This window comes from Ideonella aquatica, from assembly GCF_018069755.1.
In the GTDB taxonomy this organism is placed as follows: domain Bacteria; phylum Pseudomonadota; class Gammaproteobacteria; order Burkholderiales; family Burkholderiaceae_C; genus Ideonella; species Ideonella aquatica.
In genome coordinates, this window is sequence record NZ_JAGQDE010000021.1 from 1 (window position 1) to 20,743 (window position 20,743).

Here is a 20,743-nt window from a genome sequence, read left to right on the forward strand (position 1 = left end):
TGATCTCCAGCACCAACGCCGTCTTGCGCTTGGCCGTCCAGCGCTTGATCTCTTCGTCCATCAACATACTCATGGTGTCTTCCTTTCGACATTAACACCTGAGCAGGTTTTCACTGGGTCAATACATTCATCCGCGCGGTGCTGGCAGAAGTACTGAACCGGATTCCGCGCCAGCATGTGGTCGTCAGTGCCACCACGGATGGCTTCCTGACCAGTGCGCCGCGTGAACACATCGACCTGACCGGTCCGCTGTCGCGGCGCTACCAGCGTCTTTGCTGGTGGGCCCTGCCCGGCTCGGACATGCTGGAGGTAAAGCACGGCGCGGAGCAGGTGGTCTGCATGAAGACTCGCGGCCAGCTCACCGCCAGGCCGATGGCCGGGCAAGAGATCGTCGTGGCGAAGGCGGGCGTGCAGCCGACCGTGCGTATCACCAAGCAGATGACGCCGGAGCAGATCCGCCGGGCGCAGAACGACGAGCTGCTGCAGATGTACCTACACCGTACCCCGGGATCGACCGTGGTGCTCAAGGCCTTCCCCAGCCTGCGTGACCAGTGGGAGAAAGGTGTAGACCTTATCAAGGCCTCGAACAACGTGCGCATGAGCCTGGAATTCGACCTCAAGCGGCGGCTGGTCGACGCGCGTGAGCTGGTGGTCCTGGGCTGGAACACCACGCACGTGGCTGCCAGCACGCAGCCCTGGGCGACGGTGGCAGAGTTTGAGTTGGCCCGCGCCCGGTTGGATCAGCTGCGCGCGCCGCCCCGGAAGAAGCGGGCGCCTGCAAGGGCCGATGCCCCGTTAAACGCTGAGGTTGAGGGCTTCTGCATCAAGACTGTGGATGACGTCGCCCGGCTTGAGCAGGAGATCGGGCGTGGACGAGCGCGCGGTGCGGCCAGGGCTCAGGGCAGACCCGTGTTGAACATGGGCCGTGACGGCCTGCGGGGCATGCTCAAGCGCGCGTTCCTGCGCGTTTACACCCGAAACGAGATGGGGCTGGTGCGCAAGTACACCTACACGCAGATGGCGCAGTGGTTCACCGATTTCGGTCTTGCCACCACCACGCAAGAGGTCAAGACCGCGAGGACGCAGCCTGTGGTCTTGGCGTCGGTGCCCAGGGCTGGGCCGGTGATGGAACTGCTGCGCGAGCTAGAGATCCTCTTTCCGGAGGCTGATCTCCGACCCTTGCTGGTGTCTCTGGACGAGGCGGAAGACAGCCCGTACGGTGACGGCGGCGCGCGGGGTGGTGGCGGTGACGACGACGAGCCTGCCGACGATGATGAGGAAGGCGATCCCAATTGACCGCGGGCAATGACGGCGCCTGCACGGGCGGTTGCCGCGGCTCAGCGCAGTGGACCGCAGGGGCACTGCGCGCGGCTGGCTTCAGCCAGCCCCTGGGCCCCGGGCGTGCGATGCACGCCTGGGTTAGTCACGTGCGGCATGGCCGGTCGTGATTCAACGCGCCTCGCGAATTTCATGCGCCGCCCAGGTCACCCATCGCAAGGCGAGATTCGCAAGCCTTCTTTGGTGATGCCCGCAGCATCGGGGGGCTGAGGCTGCGCGCATCCGGTAGGGGCCGCGGCGCTAACAGTCCGATGTGGGTGCTCGCGCTGGGCGGTGCCCGAACCGGATCGGAGGCGCCTAGCGTGAGCATCCAACCCTTGACCATTCGACGGCCCCACCAGGTGCACATGCTGCTGCCCGTGCCGTGGCTGGAACGCGTCGCCCAGGTGCCCGGCAAGGCCCTGCACGTGGGCATCGTGCTGCTCTACCTCGCGGCCATCCGCAAGTCGGCTGAAGTGCGGTTCAGCCAGTCCACGCTGCGCAGGTTTCGCACCTCGCGGGATGCCAGCTACGACGCGCTCCGGCGCTTGTCCGCGGCCGGGCTGGTGCATGTGGCGAAGTCGCCCGGACGAAGCCCCGTGGTAACGCTGCTCGATGCCGACGGGCGCAGGCTGGTGGTGCTGTAGCGCACCCCGGGAGGGCTCTGGCGGCAAGAAATCAACGAAGGAGACCCCCGATGGCTTTCGCCATCGGGGGTCTCCTGCGACGCCTTCGATCGGACGGTCGGGCCAAGCGCTCATGGCGCGGCAGGTCGCGCGCATCGTGGTGGACAGCGTGCAAGCGGACTGGCAGCGTGGGCCGATCGCCTTCAGCCGCTGATCGAACCCGAGCAGGTTGGGCTGGCGCGGCGTCTTTGTGATGTCGCCCTTCTGGCTTGATGGGGGGTTGGTACGCTGGCCTTTGACGGCGATCGCGGAAGAGCGCGGGTGTCCCGAAGGACACCCGCACTTCTCATGGGCTGGCCGGATGGTCCGGCGCGATCACGTCCCGGCGGCCGGGGTGTGCGCAGTAACCTTCATCGCCCGCGTCACGGCATCCGCCAAGGCTTGCGTTCCTGATCGCACTGTCGTGTCGTTCAGGTGTGCATAACGCTGAACCATACGGGCAGTTTTATGCGCGAGCATGGACTGCACGACATACAGGGAAACGCCATTTTGCACAGCGAGTGAGGCCGCGGTATGGCGTAACGTGTGGACATGCACGTGCTCGGTTATGCCAGCGGCCTTCTGCGCACGCTCCAGCGTTTTCCGCACGTTGTTGATCGGCTTGTCGACGCCATCGCGGCCGGGGAAGACGTAGATCGACTTGCCCTTGCTCGGCTGGCGTTTGAGCAGCTCGATGGCGGCATCGGACAACTGCACCCAGTGGACATGCCCGTTCTTCGTGCGCTCGATCTTCGCCACGCCTTGCACCAGGTCCACGGCCGACCACTCCAGCTGCAGGATCTCCTCGCGGCGGCAGGCCGTGAGCAGCAGCAGCTTCAGCGCATCGGCCGCCACCGGGTTCTCGTCGGCGTCGAGAGCAGCCATGAGGCGCCCGACTTCGTCGGCGGTCATGTACCGCTGGCCGTCGCTCTTCTCCTTGAACAGCTTGACCTTGGCCACCGGGTTGATCTTTACCACGTCGTGGTTGATCGCCTCGCGGAAGATCGCCGAGACCAGGGTGAGCAGGCGGTTCGCCGTCGCGGCTGATCGACCCTTGAAGGTGTCGGCCTTCAGCCGTTCGACGTCGCGGCTGCTGATGTCGCACAGGCGCATGCCGCCCCAGCGGCGGGCGAGGTGGTTCTCGTAGCGGCTCTTGTCGTCCTGCCAGCTACGCTTGTTCATCTGGGCCCAGGGCAGGTACTCGCGGCGCACCCACTCATCCAGCGTGGGCATCTCCTTCAGTCGGTCGCGCTCGTCCTGCGGATCGACGTTGCGGTCCAAGCTGGCGCGGGCGGCCAGCGCGATCTGCCGGGCCTCGGCCAGCGTCATCGCGCCGACGGTGCCGATGCGCATGCCCCGCTTGCGGCCGTTGGGCGCTGTGTAGCGGAAGAGGTAGGTGCCCTGGCCGGATCGCCCGACCTCGGCCTTGAGGCCCGGGCAGCCTTCGTCGGTGTACTCGACGGATTTCTGGCTGGAGCCGGGCGCGGGGCCCTTGAGCAGGGCCATCGCATCCTCGTTGAAGTGGAAGTGGGTCTTCGACTTGCCGCGCTGCATCGCCTGCTGGCCCCGGCGGGCGTTCTTCGGCGGCAGACCGCCGGTGGCGATGGCGGCGGCGCGGGCGGTCGGGGTCTTCTTGGGGCTCTTGGTCATGGTGGGATCTCTTCGGGCGTCACATAAAGGAAAGCCCGCCGACCGGCGCTGGACCGGGGGCGGGCTGTGGGATGGCGGCGGGCCGAGGTCGGCCCGGGAATCCGCTATGTGGCTGTTGCGAAATCCTCCTTTGCGCGCAAAGTTGACCGAGGCGAATCCATCCGCGTGTCGGTCGATGTGGGCGCCGGTGGCTGCCAGGTGCCCGCCGGCCTGCACGCGGGTCGGTCATCCGTGGGCCACTCGCCCAGGTACGCGAGCCACGTTGGGCATGAAGCCTTCATCGGCTTGGGCTTACGGCACCGGTGGGGTGGTGCAATCCGCGGGGCGCTGGGACGGCCCGGTGGATCTCCGGTAGATCGCGTCGTCGTCGGCGTCTTCTCGGCGCGGGCAGTGGCTGCAGCTGCTCAATCAAGGGCGGCTGCGGCTGCCGCGAAAGGGTCCCTCGCGAAGCCGTCGCGACCACAGTGCGCTGCCGATGTGTGGGCCAGCGGATTACGACTGAGTCACTGTGGTGCCGCTTCGAATCTGCTGCGGGTAAACGCCTGGCTACGGCAACGCGCAGCCATGCCGGCGTGCGCGCCCGGTCAGCCGGTCAGGCCGTAGAACTCGCGCGTCTGCACCAGCGCCTCGCGCTCGGCCTCGGCTCGGGGCAGGCCGGCATCGAACTCAAGGATGCCGGCGCGCTCCTCGAAGAACTCGCGTTGACCATGGTTGAGGCGGGCGACGGCGCGGGCCACGTCGGCGTCGATGGGCCGCGGCAGGCCGTCAGATGAGTCGGGCTCGGTCATTTCTAGTACTCCACTGCCAGCAAGGCTGTCGTGATGCGGCCGGGGCCCTGGCCGTCGGTGTCCTCGGTGATCAGGTAGACCCTCTCGCCGGCCACGGTGTAGGCCGACAAGATGCGCTCGCCGCTGGCGATGGCGTCCACGTTGGCCTGGCGGTCGCTGGCGGACAGCTCGCCGTAGTCGCCGGCCACGTGTCGGCGCACCAGCGCCTGTACGGCCGTGCCGGGGTTGGCTTCCAGGTGGGCGATCAGGCCGCGCGTGGCGTACAGCTGGCCGAGATCGAACAGCGGGCAGGCGGGCTGCTGCAGATCGGCGCGTGGGGGTGGCGCCATGGGAACGGTGTCGATCATGGGGGCTCCAGAAATGGGACCGCCCCTGGTGCAGGGTGCACGCAGGGGTGGAAGCGGGCGCATGAACGCGCCGGGTGGTCGGGGTGGTGGTGGGTGGCGACAGCCGGCCGAATCGGCGCTCAGCGGCCTTCCTGGCATCGCGCAGCCAGGGCCCAGAAGGCCCGGCTGATGAGGCGCTCGTACTTCTTCGTGTGGCTGGGCTCGCCGGTGATCGCGCTGGGCGGCACGGGCTCGACAAGGTGGTCGGCGTGCTCGCGGTAGGTGTCGATGGCCGCGGTGTCCTGGCCGGACAGCTCGCGCCCGTTCACGCCGATGACGTACCAGTGATCGACGCGGTCGGGTAGCGCGCCGTGCTCGGTGGACAGGTTGGCCAGCCACAAGCCGGCCTGCGCCTCGGTGAGGTGCGCCATGTCCTCGTCCATCTCGCCGTCGAAGCTGGCGGCATAGCAGCCCGTGGCCGGGCTGTAGACCATCAGCGCGCGCGGCACGCCGCAGTGCAGGACGACGGGATGGGCTTTGAGCAGGTCCAGGCAGCGAGTGACGCTGTTGAGGTCGACACCGTCGACCAGCTCGAAGACATCGAGCACGACGGTCGGGCTGCCGCCGTCCAGGCCGACCAGCATCAGGTCGGTCGGCACCAACGCCTGGGCCCAGGCCGGTCGGCCTGGGGTGGTGGTGGGGGCCGGCATGGTCAGGCCTTCACCTTGCCCCGGCGGCGGGGCTTGGCGGCGGGCTCGGGCTCGCCCTCACCGGCCTGCCCGGCCTGCCCGGCCTCATCGGCATCGGCTGGCGCGCTGGTGGTCTCGTCGGCCTGGGATTGCCCGGCGTCCTCTCCCGCCTCGGCGAAAGCGGCCGACTTGATGCCCGCAGCCTCACCCTCGCCAGCGGTGGCGGCGGTCTCGCGGTCGCCGTCAGCCGCGGGCTCGGCCGCCGCCGGCTTGCCGATCTGGAACACAGGCAGGCCCGCTCCCTGCTCGGCGGCCTGGGCGTGCACCTGGGCGCACCAGTCGTCCCAGAAGCCGGCATCGGCCAGAGGCTGGCCCCGGCCGGGGCCCGCGCGCTGGACGCGGTTCAGCAGGCCCTCGGCGCACAACGCTGCCACGGCGAAATAGCCGTTGTTCGTGCTGCGGCCGACGAAGGCCGGCTTGAACGCGCTGGCGCCCAGCGGCTTGTCGGTGTCGGTCTGGCCGGCGCAGCGGCGCAAGGCCGAGATTGGCACGGCCTCGCGGCTGAAGTAGCCGCCGCCGTCATTGCCCGTCAAGGCGATGAAGGGTTCGGTGCGGTCGGCGTCGATCAGGACGGCGTAGCTGATCGTGCCCGTGGAATTGGCGCCGAGCTTCGCGGCGGTGCCCTGGCGGACCAGGTGAAAGGTGGTGGTCGAGGTCATGTGTGGCGTCCTCTCGGTGCATCGGGTGCCCGGAAAGCAAAACGCCCATGGCGGTGAGGCCATGGGCGTTCAGGGTGTTGAAGGTGCCGGCGCTCGGGCCGGCGGGCGGGCCGATGTCAGCGGCGGACGCGCACGTGGACGTTGACGTCCAGCTGCGTGGGGAAGCTGAACGAGGTCGAGCGCGACAGGCTGGACAGGGTGGACAGGGTGGACAGGGTGGATGCGATGGTCATGGGGGAAGCTCCGTGGTCGGGTGGATGGGTGGTACCGCTGGGCGGCGGCCACAGCCATGAAATGCGCTTGACTGATGTAGCGCACACGGAACAGGAAATACCGCGCCAGCGATCGATACCCCTGATCTGGCGGGCGCGGCGGGCAGAATGCATTGGCGCCTGCCGCGATACTGGAATGGCACCCATAGGGACGGATTCATGGACCAAGTCGAACAACAGTTTTTCAACGACCTCGAAAAGAAGCTCTGGACCTCGGCCGACAAGCTGCGCTCCAACCTGGACGCAGCGGTCTACAAGCACATTGCCCTGGGTCTACTTTTCCTCAAGTACGTGTCTGACGCCTTCGAAGAGCGGCAAAGAGAGCTGGACGCCCACTTCCGTGACCCAGCCCACGACTACTACATGGACCCGGCGGACTTCCCCGAGGATTACGAGGGCAACGTCGCAGCTGAGCGCGAGGTGCGCGACTACTACACCGAGAAGAACGTTTTCTGGGTGCCAGTGGAAGCACGCTGGCAAACGCTGATGGAGTGCGCCCAGCTGCCCCCAAAGGCCCCGCTGCCCTGGAACAAGCCCGGCAAGGACGAGCCCGAAGAGATGCGCAGCGTGGGCTGGCTGATCGACAACGCCATGGAGGCGATCGAGCGCGAGAACGCCAAGCTCAAGAACGTGTTGAACAAGAACTTCGCCAGCACCGAGCTGGAGTCCGCCAAGCTGGCCGATCTGATCGCCTTGTTCTCAGACACGAACTTCCACGCCACCGAATACAAGGGCCAGCCGCTGAACCTGCAGGCCAAGGACATCCTGGGCCACATCTACGAATACTTCCTGGGCGAGTTCGCGCTGGCTGAGGGCAAGAAGGGCGGCCAGTACTACACGCCCAAGAGCATCGTGAGCCTGATCGTGAACATGCTGCAGCCCTTCAAGGGCCGGGTGTACGACCCGGCCATGGGCTCGGGCGGCTTCTTCGTGCAGAGCGAAGACTTCATCGAGCAGCACGCCGGCAAGAGCACCAAAGGCGGCGGCAACAAGGCCAGCGGCCAGATCAGCGTGTACGGGCAAGAGAGCAACCCCACCACCTGGAAGCTGGCGGCCATGAACATGGCCATCCGCGGCATCGACTTCAACTTTGGCGGCGGGCCTGGCGACACGCTACAGAACGACCTGCACCCCGACCTGCGCGCCGACTACGTGATGGCCAACCCGCCCTTCAACATGAAGGAGTGGTGGAGCGAAAAGCTGGCCAATGACCCACGCTGGCTGCCCGGTTGCACGCCGCCGCAGGGCAACGCCAACTTCGCCTGGCTGCAGCACATGCTGTACCACTTGGCGCCCACCGGCAGCCTGGCCCTGCTGCTGGCCAACGGCTCGATGAGCAGCAACTCCAACGGCGAAGGCGAGATCCGCAAGCGCCTGGTGGAAGACGACTTTGTGGAATGCATGGTGGCCTTGCCCGGCCAGCTGTTCACCAACACGCAGATCCCGGCCTGCATCTGGTTCCTGACCCGCGACAAGGTCAACGGCTTCAACCTGAACAAGAAGAAGCGCGACCGGCGCCGGCAGTTCTTGTTCATCGACGCGCGTCAGATGGGCTACATGAAGGACCGGGTGCTGCGCGACTTCACTGGCCAGGACATCCAGAAGATCGCCGACACCTTCCATGCTTGGCAGCAGGGCGCGGGTTATGAAGACGTGAAAGGCTTCTGCTTCTCGGCCAGCTTGGACGAAGTGCGCAAGCAGGAGCATGTGCTGACTCCTGGGCGCTATGTGGGTGCAGAAGACCAGACCGAGGACGGTGACCTGTTCGCCGACAAGATGGCGCGGCTCACTTTACAGCTGGCTGACCAGTTCGCGGAGAGTACGAAGCTGCAGGGGGAGATCAAGAAGAATCTCGCAGGGCTGGGATATGAGCTCTAAGTCTTTGGCGGAATTGACGCTCCATGCCATCGGAGGCGGATGGGGCGATGAACAGCCCGGCCCGGGTAAGGTACGAGTCGCCGTGATTCGCGGTACAGACATTCCACGCCTACGAATGGGCGATTCCTCATCCGTTCCCGTTCGCTTCGAATCGGAGGCAAAGGTAAAGAATAGGCTGCTCCAGGTGGGGGACATCGTGATTGAAGTCTCTGGGGGCAGTGCTGCAAGTGGTCAACACACTGGTCGATCGCTACTGATTACCACCGACGTGCTTCAAGCGTTGGGTGGCGTAGTCATTCCTGCGAGCTTTTGCCGACTGCTGAGGCTTGATGCCAAAGTGGTCGATCCGGGGTTTGTAGTCCGTCAGATCGATGCTCTTCACCAGACTGGAGAGATTGCGGAGTTCGAGAACCAGTCAACGGGTATTGCAAACTTTCAGTTCACCCGGTTCGTTGCCAGTACGCATCCTTGCATAGATGGTCTCGCGTCGCAGCAGGCCATTGACGACTGTCTGACGTCATTTGATCAACAGATTGCGCTTAACCGCCGCATCAACCAAACCCTCGAAGCAATGGCGCAAGCCATCTTCAAATCGTGGTTTGTGGACTTCGACCCGGTCAAGGCCAAGATCGCCGCCAAGGCCGAAGGAAGCGACTCGCTGCGCGCGGCGATGAGTGCCATCAGCGGCAAGGCGGACGCCGAACTCGATGCGATGCCATCGGACCAACGCGCACAGCTCGCTGCCACGGCAGCGCTGTTCCCGGATGAACTGGCGCACCTGCCATCGGGTGATGTGCCTGCGGGCTGGTCCATGAAACCCCTCGCGGAGCTGACCGACAAGATCGGTAGCGGTGCAACGCCGCGAGGTGGCAAAGAGGTCTATCAGGACGAAGGAATCGCGCTGATACGCAGCCAGAACGTGTACGACAGCCTTTTCGTGTGGGAGGGCTTGGCGCGGATCACGGATGAAGCGGCGGAACAACTCAAGGGCGTTACCGTGCAGGAAGGCGATGTGCTGCTGAACATCACCGGCGCGTCCATCCTGCGCACCTGTGTCGTACTGCCTGATGTTCTCCCCGCACGCGTCAATCAGCATGTGGCCATCATTCGCGCCAAGGCAGGAGTCCCACCCCGGTTCCTGCACCAACATCTACTTTTGGCTGAGACCAAGAACTTCCTTTTGGGCTTGAATGCCGGGGCCTCGCGCGAGGCCATCACCAAGGGTCACATTGAGTCGCTTGCCGTGCTGGTTCCCAGCCCCGATCTACTGATGGCGTTCCACCGGTACACGGCCCCAATGTTCCGACAAGTCGAATGCTGCGCTCGGCAGATGAGAGCCTTGGCGGAGACGCGTGATTCGCTGCTGCCCAAGCTGCTCTCGGGTGAGCTTCAAGTTCAGCAGGTGCCGACGGAGGCTGCCGCTTGACCGAGAACACCAACGCAGCCGTGGCCGACGCGTCGGCATCTCGCAGCGACTACTTCACCCGCATACCACTGTGGAACGCGGATGGGCAGACGAAGCGATTCGAGGTGATGGCCGATGAGTTGAGCGGCCGCATTCCCGTCACTCGACTGGAAAGTTGGCGTGACTTCGCGTTGTTGCTGGATGCGCCGTTCTTCAACCGCCCGGGCGTGCAATTGGTGTTCCGTGGTCACCGCCGCTACGACTGGGGCCTGATGCCCACGCTGGGACGGGTGACGATCAACGGCATCGTTTCCGAGGCGCTGGCTGCCGCACAACTTGGCCTGTTCAAGCGCGCAGTGCGTGGCCGGATCAGCAACATCGGCTTGGTTGATCAAGACGACGAGCTCTGGGCTGTCGGCCAGCACCACGGCCTAATGACGCCGCTGCTGGACTGGACCTACTCACCCTATGTGGCGCTGTTCTTTGCCTTCCACAAGGAAGACGACAAGGACGAGAAGGAGAACCCGTACCGCGCCGTTTACGTGCTCAACAAGAGCTTTCTGTCGGACCATGAGGACGAGACCGGGATCCGCGTGTTTGAGCCGCGCCAAGATCAACACGGTCGCCTGGTGAACCAAGCGGGCTTGTTTACCTTCTCGCCCTTCGATGCAACGCTGGAAAACAAGCTGACCACGGTGCTGACCGACGAGGAGGGCTTCACCGATGAGGCGCTGCGTGCGGCGGACGAAGATGAGCAGCCCGAAATTCTGGCTCGCTACATCTGCAAGATCTATGTCCGCAACGACGGTCAGGAACGCGACGACTGCGTGCGCCACCTGCGCCGCATGAACGTTCACCACGCCAGCCTGTTCCCCGATCTGATCGGCGCGTCCGAGTACTGCAACATCCTTACGACAGAGGCTGAGCAACTGGCAGAGATTGCCCGGCAAGCGGAGCGCCAGACGACGAGCGCACCGCCACCGCCTGCCGACGCCGCCGAGGTGGAAGCGCCTACATCCGATGCAGCAGAGGCTACCGCGCTAAGCATCGAGGACATTCTTCGGCAGCCAACCGAGGCGGCTCAAGTCGAACCCGGTCGTATCGGGTTGATCGCCCAGGAACTATCGAAGGCCATCGAACAGAACAAGGTGGTGGACTGGAGCACCCGTGATGCGGTTCAGGCTCGACTGCGAACGGCCGTGCGCGTGATGTTGCGCAAGCTGGGCTACCCGGCCAACGCACGCGAAGCCGTCGTGGAGCGCGTGCTGGCCGTTGCCATCGCTCAAAGCAAGGAGGATGGCCCCCATGCTGAATGAGCACCAGCTCGAAGAGCAATGCATTAGTTGGTTTCAGGAGGGTGGGTGGCAGTTTGTCCACGGCCCTGACATTGCGCCCGAGGGTCTAAACGCCGAGCGAGCCGACTACCGGCAGGTTCTGCTGCGCGGGCGCCTGCTGGCGGCACTGACGCGCATCAACCCGAGCATTCCGCCGCAGGCTCTGGAGGAGGCCGCCGATGCCGTTACCCGCGTGAGCGAGCCACTGCCAGTGGTCCGCAATCGTGCCGTGCATCGGCTGTTGCTAGGCGGTGTAGAGGTGAGCTTCCCGAAGCCCGATGGCGACGGCAAAACCACCGATCTGGCCAGCCTGATCGACTTCACCAACCCGGCAAACAACGAGTTCCTGGTGGTGAACCAGTTCACCGTGCAGGGTAGCAAGCAGCTGCTGCGTCCGGATCTGGTGGCCTTCATCAACGGCCTGCCGGTGGCGGTGATCGAGCTGAAGAACCCTGCCAACGAGCAGGTGGACATCTGGGACGCCTTCAACCAGTTGCAGACCTACAAGGTCGAAGCCGCCGACTTGTTTAACTGCAATGCGGCGCTGGTGATCAGTGATGGCTTCACGGCCCGCGTAGGCTCGTTGACGGCCGATGCCGAGCGCATGCTGCCGTGGCGAACCATCGGCAACGAGGATGACCGGCCCCAGCTGCAGATGGAGCTGGAAACGCTGGTGCGCGGTTTCTTCAAGCCTGAGCTGCTGCTGGACTACCTGCGGCACTTCGTGCTGTTCGAGCAGGACGGGGACGCGCTCATCAAGAAGGTGGCGGGCTACCACCAGTTCCACGCGGTGCGTGAGGCCGTGGCTGCCACGGTGATCGCTGCGCAGGATGCCGACAAGGGCCTGCTGGAAGTGCGGGAAGAGCGCGCCACCTACGGCAAGCAGGTGCGGCCTGGCTCGCGAAAGGCCGGCGTGGTGTGGCACACCCAGGGCTCGGGCAAGAGCATCACCATGGCCTGCTACGCCGGCAGGCTGCTGCAGCAACCGGCGATGAAGAACCCCACGCTGGTGGTGGTGACCGACCGCAATGATCTAGATGGTCAGCTGTTCGGCACGTTCTGCGCTGCCAGCGATCTTTTGAAGACCGAACCGCTGCAAGCCACGGGCCGAGATGAGCTGCGCGACATGCTGGCCTCGCGCCAGGCCGGCGGCGTCATCTTCACCACGGTGCAGAAGTTTGCGCTGCTGGAGGGTGAAGAGGTGCACCCTGAGCTCTCGGCGCGCACCAACATCGTGGTGATGTCGGACGAGGCGCACCGCAGCCAGTACGGTATGAACGGCCGGCTGGATACCAAGACCGGCAAGTACGTGTTCGGCTTTGCCAAGCACATGCGCGATGCCCTGAAGAACGCCACCTTCATCGGCTTCACCGGCACGCCCATCGCGCTGGAAGACAAGGACACCCGCGCGGTGTTCGGTGATTACGTCAGCATCTACGACATCCAGGACGCGGTGGACGACGGCGCCACGGTGCCCATCTACTACGAGAGCCGCCTGGCCAAGCTGGACGTGAACCAGGCCGAGATCGACGCGCTGAACGCGCAGGTCGATGAGGTGGTGGAAGACGAAGAAGACGTTGCCAGCCGCGAGAAGACCAAGAGCGAATGGGCGGCGCTGGAGAAACTGGTCGGGGCCGATCCACGGCTGAAGCAGGTGGCGATGGACCTGGTGCAGCACTTCGAGGCGCGCATCAGCACCATCGACGGCAAGGCCATGATCGTCTGCATGAGCCGCGAGATCTGCGTGCGGATGTACGACGCCATCATTGCACTGCGCCCTGACTGGCACAGCGACGACCCAGCGGCCGGCGCCATCAAGGTGGTGATGACGGCCTCATCGGCCGACAAGCCGCTGCTGCAGCCGCACCGCTACACCCACACGGTGAAGAAGTCGCTGGAGAAGCGCTTCAAGAATCCGGCTGACCCGCTGAAGCTGGTGATCGTGCGTGACATGTGGCTGACGGGCTTCGACGCACCGTGCTGCCACACGATGTACGTGGACAAGCCCATGAAGGGCCACAACCTGATGCAGGCTATCGCCCGGGTGAACCGGGTGTTCAAGAACAAGCCCGGCGGCCTGGTGGTGGACTACATCGGCATCGCCAACGAGCTGAAGGCGGCGCTCAAGACCTACACCGAAGCCAAGGGCAAGGGCGACCCCACACACAACGCGGCTGAGGCTCTGGCCGTGCTGCTGGAGAAGATGGATGTGGTGCGGGGCTTGATGCACGGCTTTGACTACAGCGCCTACGAAACCCATGCCATGACCTTGCTGGTGCCGGTGGCCAACCATCTGCTCGGCTTGAAGGACGGCAAGAAGCGCTTCCTGGACGTGATGACGGCGGTCAGCAAGGCGTTTTCGCTGTGCGGCACGCTGGATGAGGCGGTGGCGCTGCGCAAGGAAATCGCCTTCTTCGCGGCGGTCAAGGCAGCGATCACCAAGTTCACCACGGTGGACAAGAAACGCACCGCGGAGGACAAGAACAGCGCGCTCAAGCAGATCCTGGACAACGCCATCGTGGCCGACGGGGTGTCGGACATCTTCGCGCTGGCCGGGCTGGACAAGCCCAACATCGGGCTGCTGTCCGACGAGTTCCTGGAAGACGTGCGGCAAATGAAGAGCCGCAACCTGGCCGTGGAGCTGCTGGAGAAGCTGCTGCGCGACGAGATCAAGGCCCGCGCCCGCAACAACGTCGTGCAGGAGAAGAAGTATGGGGATCGGCTGCTGGAGACGCTGCGGCAGTACCACAACCGCGCCATCGAAACAGCCCAGGTGATCGAGGAGCTGATCGCCATGGCCAAGGAGTTCCAGGCCGTGCTGGAGCGCGAGGCCGCGCTGGGCCTGGGCCATGACGAAATCGCCTTCTACGACGCGCTGGCCAACAATGAAAGCGCGGTGCGCGAGCTAGGCGACGAGACGCTGAAGAAGATCGCTGTCGAGATCACCGAGAAGCTGCGTGCCAGCACCACGGTGGACTGGCAAGTGCGCGACAGCGTGCGGGCCAAGCTGCGAATCTTGGTGCGACGGACGCTGCAGCGGTGGAAGTACCCGCCGGACCAGCAGGCGGACGCTGTGGAACTGGTGCTCAAGCAGGCGGAGACGCTGTCGGATCAGTGGTCGCGGTGAAGGCGTGATGGCTTTCGGAGTGGCGGTTGAACAACCTGATGCCGTCAACCTCACCCCGGAGCCCGGACATGTTGAGATTCCACCGCCGCCGCTACGTCGGCGCTCGCCACATCGCCCGCCGCCTGGGTGTCGCGACCGAGATGTTCCTGCGCCTGTACGAGCAGCCGCTGTGGCGCGTGCCCCGTCCGCGCGTGGTCCGCGACCGAGCGCGTTGGGACATGGTGGAGGTGCAGTACTGGCTGGACACCCTGGCCCACGTGCAGCCGCCGAGCTTCGAGGATTGGCTGGCGATCAACAGCCATCGAGTGGCGCCGTACACGGTGGGCTGGAGCCTGCTGGAGCTGCTGCGGCCGCGCTGGTGGCACCTACCCCTACCCGGCGGCGCCCAGTCTGCCTGAGGACCGCCTGCGGGCCTGTAAGGCCTTCCTGAACCCTGCCCGCCCGTCAGCCCGCCGGCTGCCGGGCCGCACGTGTGCTGTCCGGCATTCGCCCGGAGGGTGGCGACACGCGGAGTGCATCGTCCGCGGGCGCAAAAAAGCCCGCTCGGTGGCGGGCTGTCTTGCGGTGCTAAGTGCTTGCCGCACTTAGCTTTTATCTTGGTGGCCTGGGGCGGAATCGAACCACCGACACGCGGATTTTCAATCCGCTGCTCTACCAACTGAGCTACCAGGCCAGGTCTTGCGCGTCACTGGCCAGGCCAGATCAGCGAAGTCCAGCAGTATAGCATGCGCTTCAGACGCCGCTACTGCGCTTGTTGCGTGACAGGTCCACGCCCAGTTGCTTGAGCTTGCGGTAGAGGTGGGTGCGCTCCAGGCCGGTCTTCTCGGCCACGCGGGTCATGCTGCCGTTCTCGCGCGCCAGGTGGAACTCGAAGTAGCTCTTTTCGAAGGCGTCGCGCGCCTCGCGCAGAGGGCGGTCGAGGTCAAAGCTCTGCTCGGCCTGCGGCCCCAGGTCGACCTGCATCACCGGCAGGCCCATGCCACCGGTCATGGCGGCTTCCACGGTCAGTGCGGGCTCGGCCAGCACGCCGCGGATGGGGCCGCCCACCGGTGCGGCGGGCGTGGCCGGTGCGGCGCCGGGCGCACGGGCCGGGGCGCGGGCCAGGCCCTGCTCCACGGCGCGCAGCAGTTTGGCCAGCGTGATGGGTTTTTCAAGGAATGCGATGGCACCGTACTTGGTGGCCTCGACCGCGGTGTCGATCGTGCCGTGGCCGCTCATCATGATGACGGGCATGTTGAGCAGGCCGGTGGCGCCCCACTCCTTGAGCAAGGTGATGCCGTCGACATCGGGCATCCAGATGTCGAGCAGGACCAGGTCGGGGCGCATGCGTTCGCGCGCGGAGCGGGCTTGCACGGCGTTCTCGGCCAGCTCGATCGAGTGACCTTCGTCCGTGAGGATTTCCGACAACAGGGCACGAATGCCCATTTCGTCGTCGACTACAAGAATGGTTGCCATGGGTGGGTTGCGCTGCTCGCTCGTTCGGCCGGGGTCAGGGCCCGGTGCCGGATTTGATGGCGGGCCGAGGCGGCGCCGTCGCCGCGGCGCCGACATCCGTCAAACCTGAAAATGATAACGAAACCTGCGCACCTGTCGGCGAAGCCTCGTCGCCAGGGCCTGCGAGGTTGACGATGCGCACACGCGCACCATGTTCGTCGGCGATCTTCTTGACCACAGCCAGGCCCAATCCGGTGCCCTTGGTCTTGGTGGTCATGTAGGGCTCGAAGGCGCGCTTGAGCACCTTGTCGGCGAAGCCCGGACCATTATCGGTGACGCGCAGGCGCACGATGCCCGGACGGTCGACCTCCGGCGCTGACTGGTCGGTGCTGACGAGCACCCGGCCGTCCTCGCGCCCGGCCACCGCGTCCAGCGCGTTCTGCACCAGGTTGTGCACCACCTGGCGCAGTTGCGTGGCGTCGCCCTGGATGGCGGGCAGGCTGCGGTCGCACTGGGCCTGCAGCCGGCCCTGGTCCTGCTCGTCGCCGTACAGCGCCAGCACCTCGGCCACCAGCGCATTCAGGTCCAGCGGCTGCATGTTGGCCGAGGGCAATCGCGCATAGTCGCGAAACTCGTTGACCAGCTGCTTCATCGCCTGCACCTGGGCGACGATGGTGGCCACCGAGCGCGCCAGCATGGCCTGGTCGGGCTCGTCGAGCTTGGCCTCGAGCTTGTGCTGCAGGCGCTCGGCGCTGAGCTGGATGGGCGTGAGCGGGTTCTTGATCTCGTGCGCCAGGCGGCGCGCCACCTCGCTCCAGGCCGCCGCGCGCTGGGCCGAGACCACCTCGGTGATGTCGTCGAAGACGATCAGCCGCGCCGGCCCCGGCGGCAGGATGGCGCCGCGCACCAGCAGCGTCAGCGTGGCGCCGGCGTCGCCCACCGACAGCTCGAAGGCGTCCTGCCACTGGTCGCGCTCGCCCTCTTCGGGGTTGTGGTGGTGCTGGCTGAAGCGCTGGTCCACCGATGCGGCCAGCGCCGCCAGCCCGGGCACCTCGGCCAACGGGCGGCCCACGCCGGCCGACACCGGCGCGCGCAGGATGCGCGTGGCGCCGGGGTTGACGGTGTCGATGCGGCCTTCGCGGTCGAACACGATGACACCGGCGGTGAGGTTGTCCAGGATGGTTTGCAGCCGGGTGCGGGCGTTCTCGAGCTGGCGCAGGCTGCGCTGGGCCTGCTCGCGCGCACTGCCCAGTTGCTCGGTCATGGCGGCGAAGTTGCGCGTCAGGCCGCCCAGCTCATCGCGCGAGGCGAACACCGGCTTGGCGCCCAGGTCGCCCGCGGCCACCTGGCGCATGCCCTCGGCCAGCAGCAGCAGCGGGCGGGCGATCTGATTGCCCAGCAGCACCGCCAGCAGCACCGCGCCAAACACCGCCAGCACCATGGCCAGCGTCAGCGTGCCGATGTACATGCGGCGCAGACCCTCGCGCGCCAGGCTGCGCGCCTGGTACTCGCGGTAGGCGGCCTGCACCGCCAGCGCATTGCGGGTGAGCACCTCGGGCAGCGGCTGCACCACCATCAGGAAACGCTCCTCGTCGCCCACCAGCGCCAGGCTGGCGCTGGGCACCAGGGCGATGGCGCGGATGCGGGCGCGGCCGGCGGTGGCGGGATCGTCTTCCTCCAGGCCCTCGATGAGGCTGGTCGAGGACTGCTGGCGCGCCTGGCGCAGCAGCGTCGACGCCGGCCGCTCGGGCGAGATCGCCACACCGGGGCCAGCCGCCACCAACACCTGGCCGGCAGCGCCGATCAGCGCCACCTCCTGCACGCCCAGTTGCTCACGCAGGTGCTCCAGACCCAGGCCGTCGGGCACGCGGCGCGCTTCCGACAGGCGCTCGGCCGCCAGCCGGGTCTTGGTGCTCAGGTCCTCGGACAGCGCCTCCAGCGTGCCCTTGCCCAGCGCCAGGCCGGCGCGCAGCGCGTCGTCCACGCGGGTGTCGAACCAGGCTTCGATGCTGCGCGAGACGAACTGGTAGCTCACGGTGTAAATCAGCCCGCCCGGCACCACGCCCACCAGCGCGAAGATGGCCGCCAGCTTCAGCAGCAGCCGGCTGCCGAACTTGCCCGAGCGCATGCGCAGCGCCAGCCGCGTGGCGGTGACGGCCAGCACCACCACCAGCAGCGCCGCAGCGGCCACGTTGATCCAGAACAGCCAGACGAAGTGCCGCTCGTAGCGCGTGGGCCCCTGGGCCAGCAGCGACAGCACAAAGGCCAGCACCAGGCCCAGACTGGCCGTCAGCAGCAGCGCAATGCCCCAGCGGGTGGTGTGCTTCATGAGGCCGCCGTGCCTGTGCGCCGGTCACTCAAGACGGACGCTGCGCTCCACCGACAGGCGCCAGTCGGCCTGGGCGGCCAGGTCCAGCTGCATCGGTCGGGGCAGCTGGGTGTTGTCCAGGCGGAAGCTGAACTCCACCTGGTAGCGCTCGCCCGGCTCGATCTCGCCGGCCTCGGCGATGCGCCAGCCGCTGGCGCGCGAGACGATGGCCAGCGCCTCCGTGGCACTGGCCACGGTCTGGCCCAGTGCGCCCAGGCTGACGCGCCATTGGCCGGTCAGCGGCTGGTAGGACAGGCGCCAGGTGCGGGTGGCGCGGGCCACGCGCTCGTCGCGCCAGTACCAGCGCGGCCGCAGCACCGTGGCCTGGGCCACAAAATACAGCGGCACGCCCTTTTGCATGGCCTCTTCCACCGCCTTGCTCAGCACCGGACGGGCCTGGAAATCAATCACCAGGCCGCCGTCCTGGCGGGCAATGTCGAACACCGGCAGCTCCACCGTCTGCGCCACGGCGCCCCGCCAGGCCAGCAGCAGGCCCAGGCACAACAGCGCCATGCGGCCCGCCAGACGCAGGGCGCGCCTCAGCCAGGGGGTGGGCAGGAAGGGGACCGCAGAGGTGGGCACGGGCGCGGAATTCGGAGCAGGCGCCGCCGCCACCGGTCAGGGCGCGCGCGGCTTCGACAACAGGGCGTAGTAGAAACCGTCGGCCGGCGAGGCCTCGGTCACGGTGCCGTGATTGTCGGGCAGCGGCAGCAGATGGCCGGGCGATGGGGCTTCCAGACGGGCGCCGCCAGGCCCGTGGCGTTGCAAGAATGCGTCAATCTGCGCGTCGCCCTCGGCGCGGAAGATCGAGCAGGTGGCGTACAGCAGGCGCCCGCCCGGCGCCAGCAGCGGCCACAGCGCCTCGAGCAGTTCGGCCTGCACCGTGGCCAGCGCGGCAATGTCCTCGGGACGGCGCAGCCAGCGGATGTCGGGGTGGCGGCGCACCACGCCCGAGCCGCTGCAGGGGGCGTCCAGCACGATGGCGTCAAAGGGCCGACCGTCCCACCAGTTGGCAGGGCGGCGGGCATCGGCGGCGCGGGTGCGGGCCGCCAGTCCCAGGCGGCGCAGCGTGTCATCGACACGGGCCAGGCGGGCGGCGTCGGTATCCAGCGCCAGCAGGTCCAGGTCGGCGCACTCCAGCAGGTGGGCGGTCTTGCCGCCCGGCGCCGCACAGGCATCCAGCACATGGGCACCGGCGGGCAGCCCCTCGCCCAGCAGCAGCGGCGCGGCGCGCTGGGCGGCCAGGTCCTGCACCGACACATCGCCTTGGGCAAAGCCCGGCAACTGCTCCACGCCCACCGGCTGGGCCAGCACCACGGCGTCGGGGTGCTCGGCCGGCGCGCGCGCCGGCAGGCCGGCGGCCTGCAGGCGCGCCAGGTAGTCGTCGCGGCTGCCACGGCGGCGGTTCACGCGCAGCGTCATCGGCGGGCGCTGCTGGGCCTGCTGCAGCAGAGCGCTCCAGTGGCCGGGCCAGTCGTGGCGCAGGCGCTCGATCCACCACAGCGGGTGGTTCCAGGCGGCCACGGGTTCGTGGCTGACCGCCTGCACCAGCGCCGCGCGCTCGCGAATGAAGCGCCGCAGCACCGCATTCAGGAAGCCGCTGGCCGCCGGCACCTTGCGCCGCGCCGCCGTCACGGCCTGATCGACCAGGGTGTGGTCGGGGTAGGGCGGCGCGTCGTCGGGCCACAGCAGCGCGATGGCGCTGCACAGCAGCGCATCCACCACCGGCGGCGGCGCCTTGGGGGCCAGGCGGGCACGCACGGCCTGCGCGGCGCCCAGGCGGCGCATCACCGTGAACGACAGTGACTGCACGCCCGGCCGGGCCGAGGCCTGGCAGGCGGCCAGCGCATCGGTCAGCGAGCGGCCGGCCACGACCGCGGCCACGGCGTCGGCGGTCAACTCAAGCAGCCGCGACAGCGGGGGCGACGGGTGGGGAGCGTTCACCCGCCCAGTCTACCCAGGCCCGCTGCCAGCAGGGTTGCGCGCTAAGCCCCACAATGGGCCATCAGACAGGAGACCGCCCGATGGCCCAGACCGATTCCGACCTCCGCAACCGCCCCGCCCGCCTGATCCTGGGCGAGGACGACCTGGCCCGGCTGCCCGCCTCCGAGCGCATCCGCTACCGCGTGGTCGGCGCCGACCGCCGCTACCACGCCAACGACAACATCGCCGAGTTCATCCGCGAGGGCGAGCTCCGGGAGCTGCGCGCCGAGGTGCAGGCCAAGATGGCCGATGTGCTCAAGGCCCTGGTGATCGACACCGAGAGCGACCACAACACCCAGGAGACCGCCAAGCGCGTCGCCAAGATGTTCATCGAGGAGGTGTTCCGCGGCCGCTACCAGCCGATGCCCGATGTCACCGAGTTCCCCAACATCTCGCGCCTCAATGAGCTGATGATCGTCGGCCCGATCACCGTGCGCAGCGCCTGCTCGCACCACATGTGCCCGATCCTGGGCAAGGTCTGGATCGGCGTGCTGCCGAACGAGCACTCCAACCTGATCGGCCTGTCCAAGTACGCACGCATCGCCGACTGGATCATGACCCGCCCGCAGATCCAGGAAGAGGCGGTCATCATGCTGGCCGACGCACTGCAGGAGCGCGTCAAGCCCGACGGCCTGGCCATCGTGATGGAGGCCGACCACTTCTGCATGCAGTGGCGCGGCGTGAAGGACAACGACTCGGCGATGACCAACAGCGTGATGCGCGGCGCCTTCCTGAAGAACCCCGACCTGCGCCGCGAGTTCCTGTCGCTGCTCAGCAAGAAGGACTGA

17 protein-coding genes and 1 tRNA gene are annotated in these 20,743 nt (G+C 66.9%); 8 read left to right on the plus strand and 10 right to left on the minus strand.

The features are described 5' to 3' along the window. Positions 1-138 precede the first annotated feature (138 nt). Both KAK06_RS18790 and KAK06_RS18795 read left to right on the plus strand, forming a co-directional pair. Positions 139-1,296 carry a hypothetical protein gene (locus KAK06_RS18790; RefSeq protein ID WP_210803687.1) on the plus strand — a complete coding sequence of 386 codons (1,158 nt, stop codon included), beginning with the start codon at positions 139-141 and terminating at the stop codon, positions 1,294-1,296. A 389-nt stretch (positions 1,297-1,685) separates the two neighbouring features. After that, positions 1,686-1,964: a hypothetical protein gene (locus KAK06_RS18795; protein WP_210803688.1), complete on the plus strand. Its 279-nt coding sequence runs from the start codon at positions 1,686-1,688 to the stop codon at positions 1,962-1,964. 354 nt (positions 1,965-2,318) lie between these two features. On the opposite strand, the gene KAK06_RS18800 is transcribed toward KAK06_RS18795, so the two are convergent. The 5 genes from KAK06_RS18800 to KAK06_RS18820 form a co-directional block, all read right to left on the minus strand. After that, complete coding sequence (locus tag KAK06_RS18800; RefSeq protein WP_210803689.1) at positions 2,319-3,632, minus strand: tyrosine-type recombinase/integrase; 1,314 nt, start codon at positions 3,630-3,632, stop codon at positions 2,319-2,321. Positions 3,633-4,216: 584 nt separating this feature from the next. Next, positions 4,217-4,420: a hypothetical protein gene (locus KAK06_RS18805; RefSeq protein WP_210803690.1), complete on the minus strand. Its 204-nt coding sequence runs from the start codon at positions 4,418-4,420 to the stop codon at positions 4,217-4,219. A 2-nt stretch (positions 4,421-4,422) separates the two neighbouring features. Next, a complete protein-coding gene (locus tag KAK06_RS18810; protein ID WP_247652978.1) occupies positions 4,423-4,767 on the minus strand; it encodes a hypothetical protein in 345 nt (114 codons plus the stop codon). Between the two features lie 119 nt (positions 4,768-4,886). Continuing rightward, on the minus strand, positions 4,887-5,456 hold the full coding sequence (locus KAK06_RS18815; RefSeq protein ID WP_210803691.1) for a hypothetical protein: 570 nt from the start codon (positions 5,454-5,456) through the stop codon (positions 4,887-4,889). A gap of 2 nt (positions 5,457-5,458) precedes the next feature. Further along, positions 5,459-6,154 (minus strand): hypothetical protein, encoded by a 696-nt coding sequence (locus KAK06_RS18820; protein ID WP_210803692.1) that lies wholly within the window; start codon positions 6,152-6,154, stop codon positions 5,459-5,461. Positions 6,155-6,585: 431 nt separating this feature from the next. Here KAK06_RS18820 and KAK06_RS18825 point away from each other — a divergent pair, with 431 nt between their 5' ends. From KAK06_RS18825 to KAK06_RS18845, 5 genes are all read left to right on the plus strand, one after another. After that, positions 6,586-8,304: a class I SAM-dependent DNA methyltransferase gene (locus KAK06_RS18825; protein WP_210803693.1), complete on the plus strand. Its 1,719-nt coding sequence runs from the start codon at positions 6,586-6,588 to the stop codon at positions 8,302-8,304. A gap of 196 nt (positions 8,305-8,500) precedes the next feature. Next, the gene (locus tag KAK06_RS18830) at positions 8,501-9,730 is read left to right on the plus strand and encodes a restriction endonuclease subunit S domain-containing protein (protein ID WP_210803694.1); all 1,230 of its coding nucleotides are present in this window, start codon (positions 8,501-8,503) and stop codon (positions 9,728-9,730) included. Next, a complete protein-coding gene (locus KAK06_RS18835) occupies positions 9,727-11,025 on the plus strand; it encodes an FRG domain-containing protein (RefSeq protein ID WP_210803695.1) in 1,299 nt (432 codons plus the stop codon). The genes KAK06_RS18830 and KAK06_RS18835 overlap by 4 nt, the downstream gene beginning before the upstream one ends. Continuing rightward, a complete protein-coding gene (locus KAK06_RS18840) occupies positions 11,015-14,170 on the plus strand; it encodes a type I restriction endonuclease subunit R (RefSeq protein WP_210803696.1) in 3,156 nt (1,051 codons plus the stop codon). The genes KAK06_RS18835 and KAK06_RS18840 overlap by 11 nt, the downstream gene beginning before the upstream one ends. 68 nt (positions 14,171-14,238) lie before the next feature. Next, complete coding sequence (locus KAK06_RS18845) at positions 14,239-14,568, plus strand: hypothetical protein (RefSeq protein WP_210803697.1); 330 nt, start codon at positions 14,239-14,241, stop codon at positions 14,566-14,568. Positions 14,569-14,767: 199 nt separating this feature from the next. Here the strand turns inward: KAK06_RS18845 and KAK06_RS18850 are convergent. The 5 genes from KAK06_RS18850 to rsmB all read right to left on the minus strand — a co-directional run bounded on the left by KAK06_RS18850 (position 14,768) and on the right by rsmB (position 19,916). Beyond that, a tRNA-Phe gene (locus KAK06_RS18850) sits at positions 14,768-14,843 on the minus strand. A 59-nt stretch (positions 14,844-14,902) separates the two neighbouring features. Then, positions 14,903-15,625 (minus strand): response regulator, encoded by a 723-nt coding sequence (locus tag KAK06_RS18855; RefSeq protein ID WP_210803698.1) that lies wholly within the window; start codon positions 15,623-15,625, stop codon positions 14,903-14,905. A gap of 34 nt (positions 15,626-15,659) precedes the next feature. Continuing rightward, positions 15,660-17,933, minus strand: a complete 2,274-nt coding sequence (locus KAK06_RS18860; RefSeq protein WP_210803699.1) for a sensor histidine kinase — start codon at positions 17,931-17,933, stop codon at positions 15,660-15,662. Positions 17,934-17,957: 24 nt separating this feature from the next. Next, complete coding sequence (locus KAK06_RS18865; RefSeq protein WP_310741121.1) at positions 17,958-18,554, minus strand: DUF4390 domain-containing protein; 597 nt, start codon at positions 18,552-18,554, stop codon at positions 17,958-17,960. A gap of 36 nt (positions 18,555-18,590) precedes the next feature. After that, complete coding sequence (rsmB, locus tag KAK06_RS18870) at positions 18,591-19,916, minus strand: 16S rRNA (cytosine(967)-C(5))-methyltransferase RsmB (protein WP_210803700.1); 1,326 nt, start codon at positions 19,914-19,916, stop codon at positions 18,591-18,593. A gap of 80 nt (positions 19,917-19,996) precedes the next feature. Between rsmB and folE the strand changes: the two genes are divergently transcribed. Next, positions 19,997-20,743, plus strand: coding sequence for a GTP cyclohydrolase I (gene folE, locus KAK06_RS18875; protein ID WP_210803701.1), 747 nt, complete (start codon positions 19,997-19,999; stop codon positions 20,741-20,743).

What these genes read in the sequence shown, in the direction of transcription:
- KAK06_RS18795 (WP_210803688.1), top strand. Translation starts at nt 1,686, where the DNA reads ATGCTGCTGCCCGTGCCGTGGCTGGAACGCGTCGCCCAGGTGCCCGGC.
- KAK06_RS18800 (WP_210803689.1), bottom strand. Translation starts at nt 3,632, where the DNA reads ATGACCAAGAGCCCCAAGAAGACCCCGACCGCCCGCGCCGCCGCCATC.
- KAK06_RS18805 (WP_210803690.1), bottom strand. Translation starts at nt 4,420, where the DNA reads ATGACCGAGCCCGACTCATCTGACGGCCTGCCGCGGCCCATCGACGCC.
- KAK06_RS18810 (WP_247652978.1), bottom strand. Translation starts at nt 4,767, where the DNA reads ATGATCGACACCGTTCCCATGGCGCCACCCCCACGCGCCGATCTGCAG.
- KAK06_RS18815 (WP_210803691.1), bottom strand. Translation starts at nt 5,456, where the DNA reads ATGCCGGCCCCCACCACCACCCCAGGCCGACCGGCCTGGGCCCAGGCG.
- KAK06_RS18820 (WP_210803692.1), bottom strand. Translation starts at nt 6,154, where the DNA reads ATGACCTCGACCACCACCTTTCACCTGGTCCGCCAGGGCACCGCCGCG.
- KAK06_RS18825 (WP_210803693.1), top strand. Translation starts at nt 6,586, where the DNA reads ATGGACCAAGTCGAACAACAGTTTTTCAACGACCTCGAAAAGAAGCTC.
- KAK06_RS18840 (WP_210803696.1), top strand. Translation starts at nt 11,015, where the DNA reads ATGCTGAATGAGCACCAGCTCGAAGAGCAATGCATTAGTTGGTTTCAG.
- KAK06_RS18845 (WP_210803697.1), top strand. Translation starts at nt 14,239, where the DNA reads ATGTTGAGATTCCACCGCCGCCGCTACGTCGGCGCTCGCCACATCGCC.
- KAK06_RS18855 (WP_210803698.1), bottom strand. Translation starts at nt 15,625, where the DNA reads ATGGCAACCATTCTTGTAGTCGACGACGAAATGGGCATTCGTGCCCTG.
- KAK06_RS18860 (WP_210803699.1), bottom strand. Translation starts at nt 17,933, where the DNA reads ATGAAGCACACCACCCGCTGGGGCATTGCGCTGCTGCTGACGGCCAGT.
- folE (WP_210803701.1), top strand. Translation starts at nt 19,997, where the DNA reads ATGGCCCAGACCGATTCCGACCTCCGCAACCGCCCCGCCCGCCTGATC.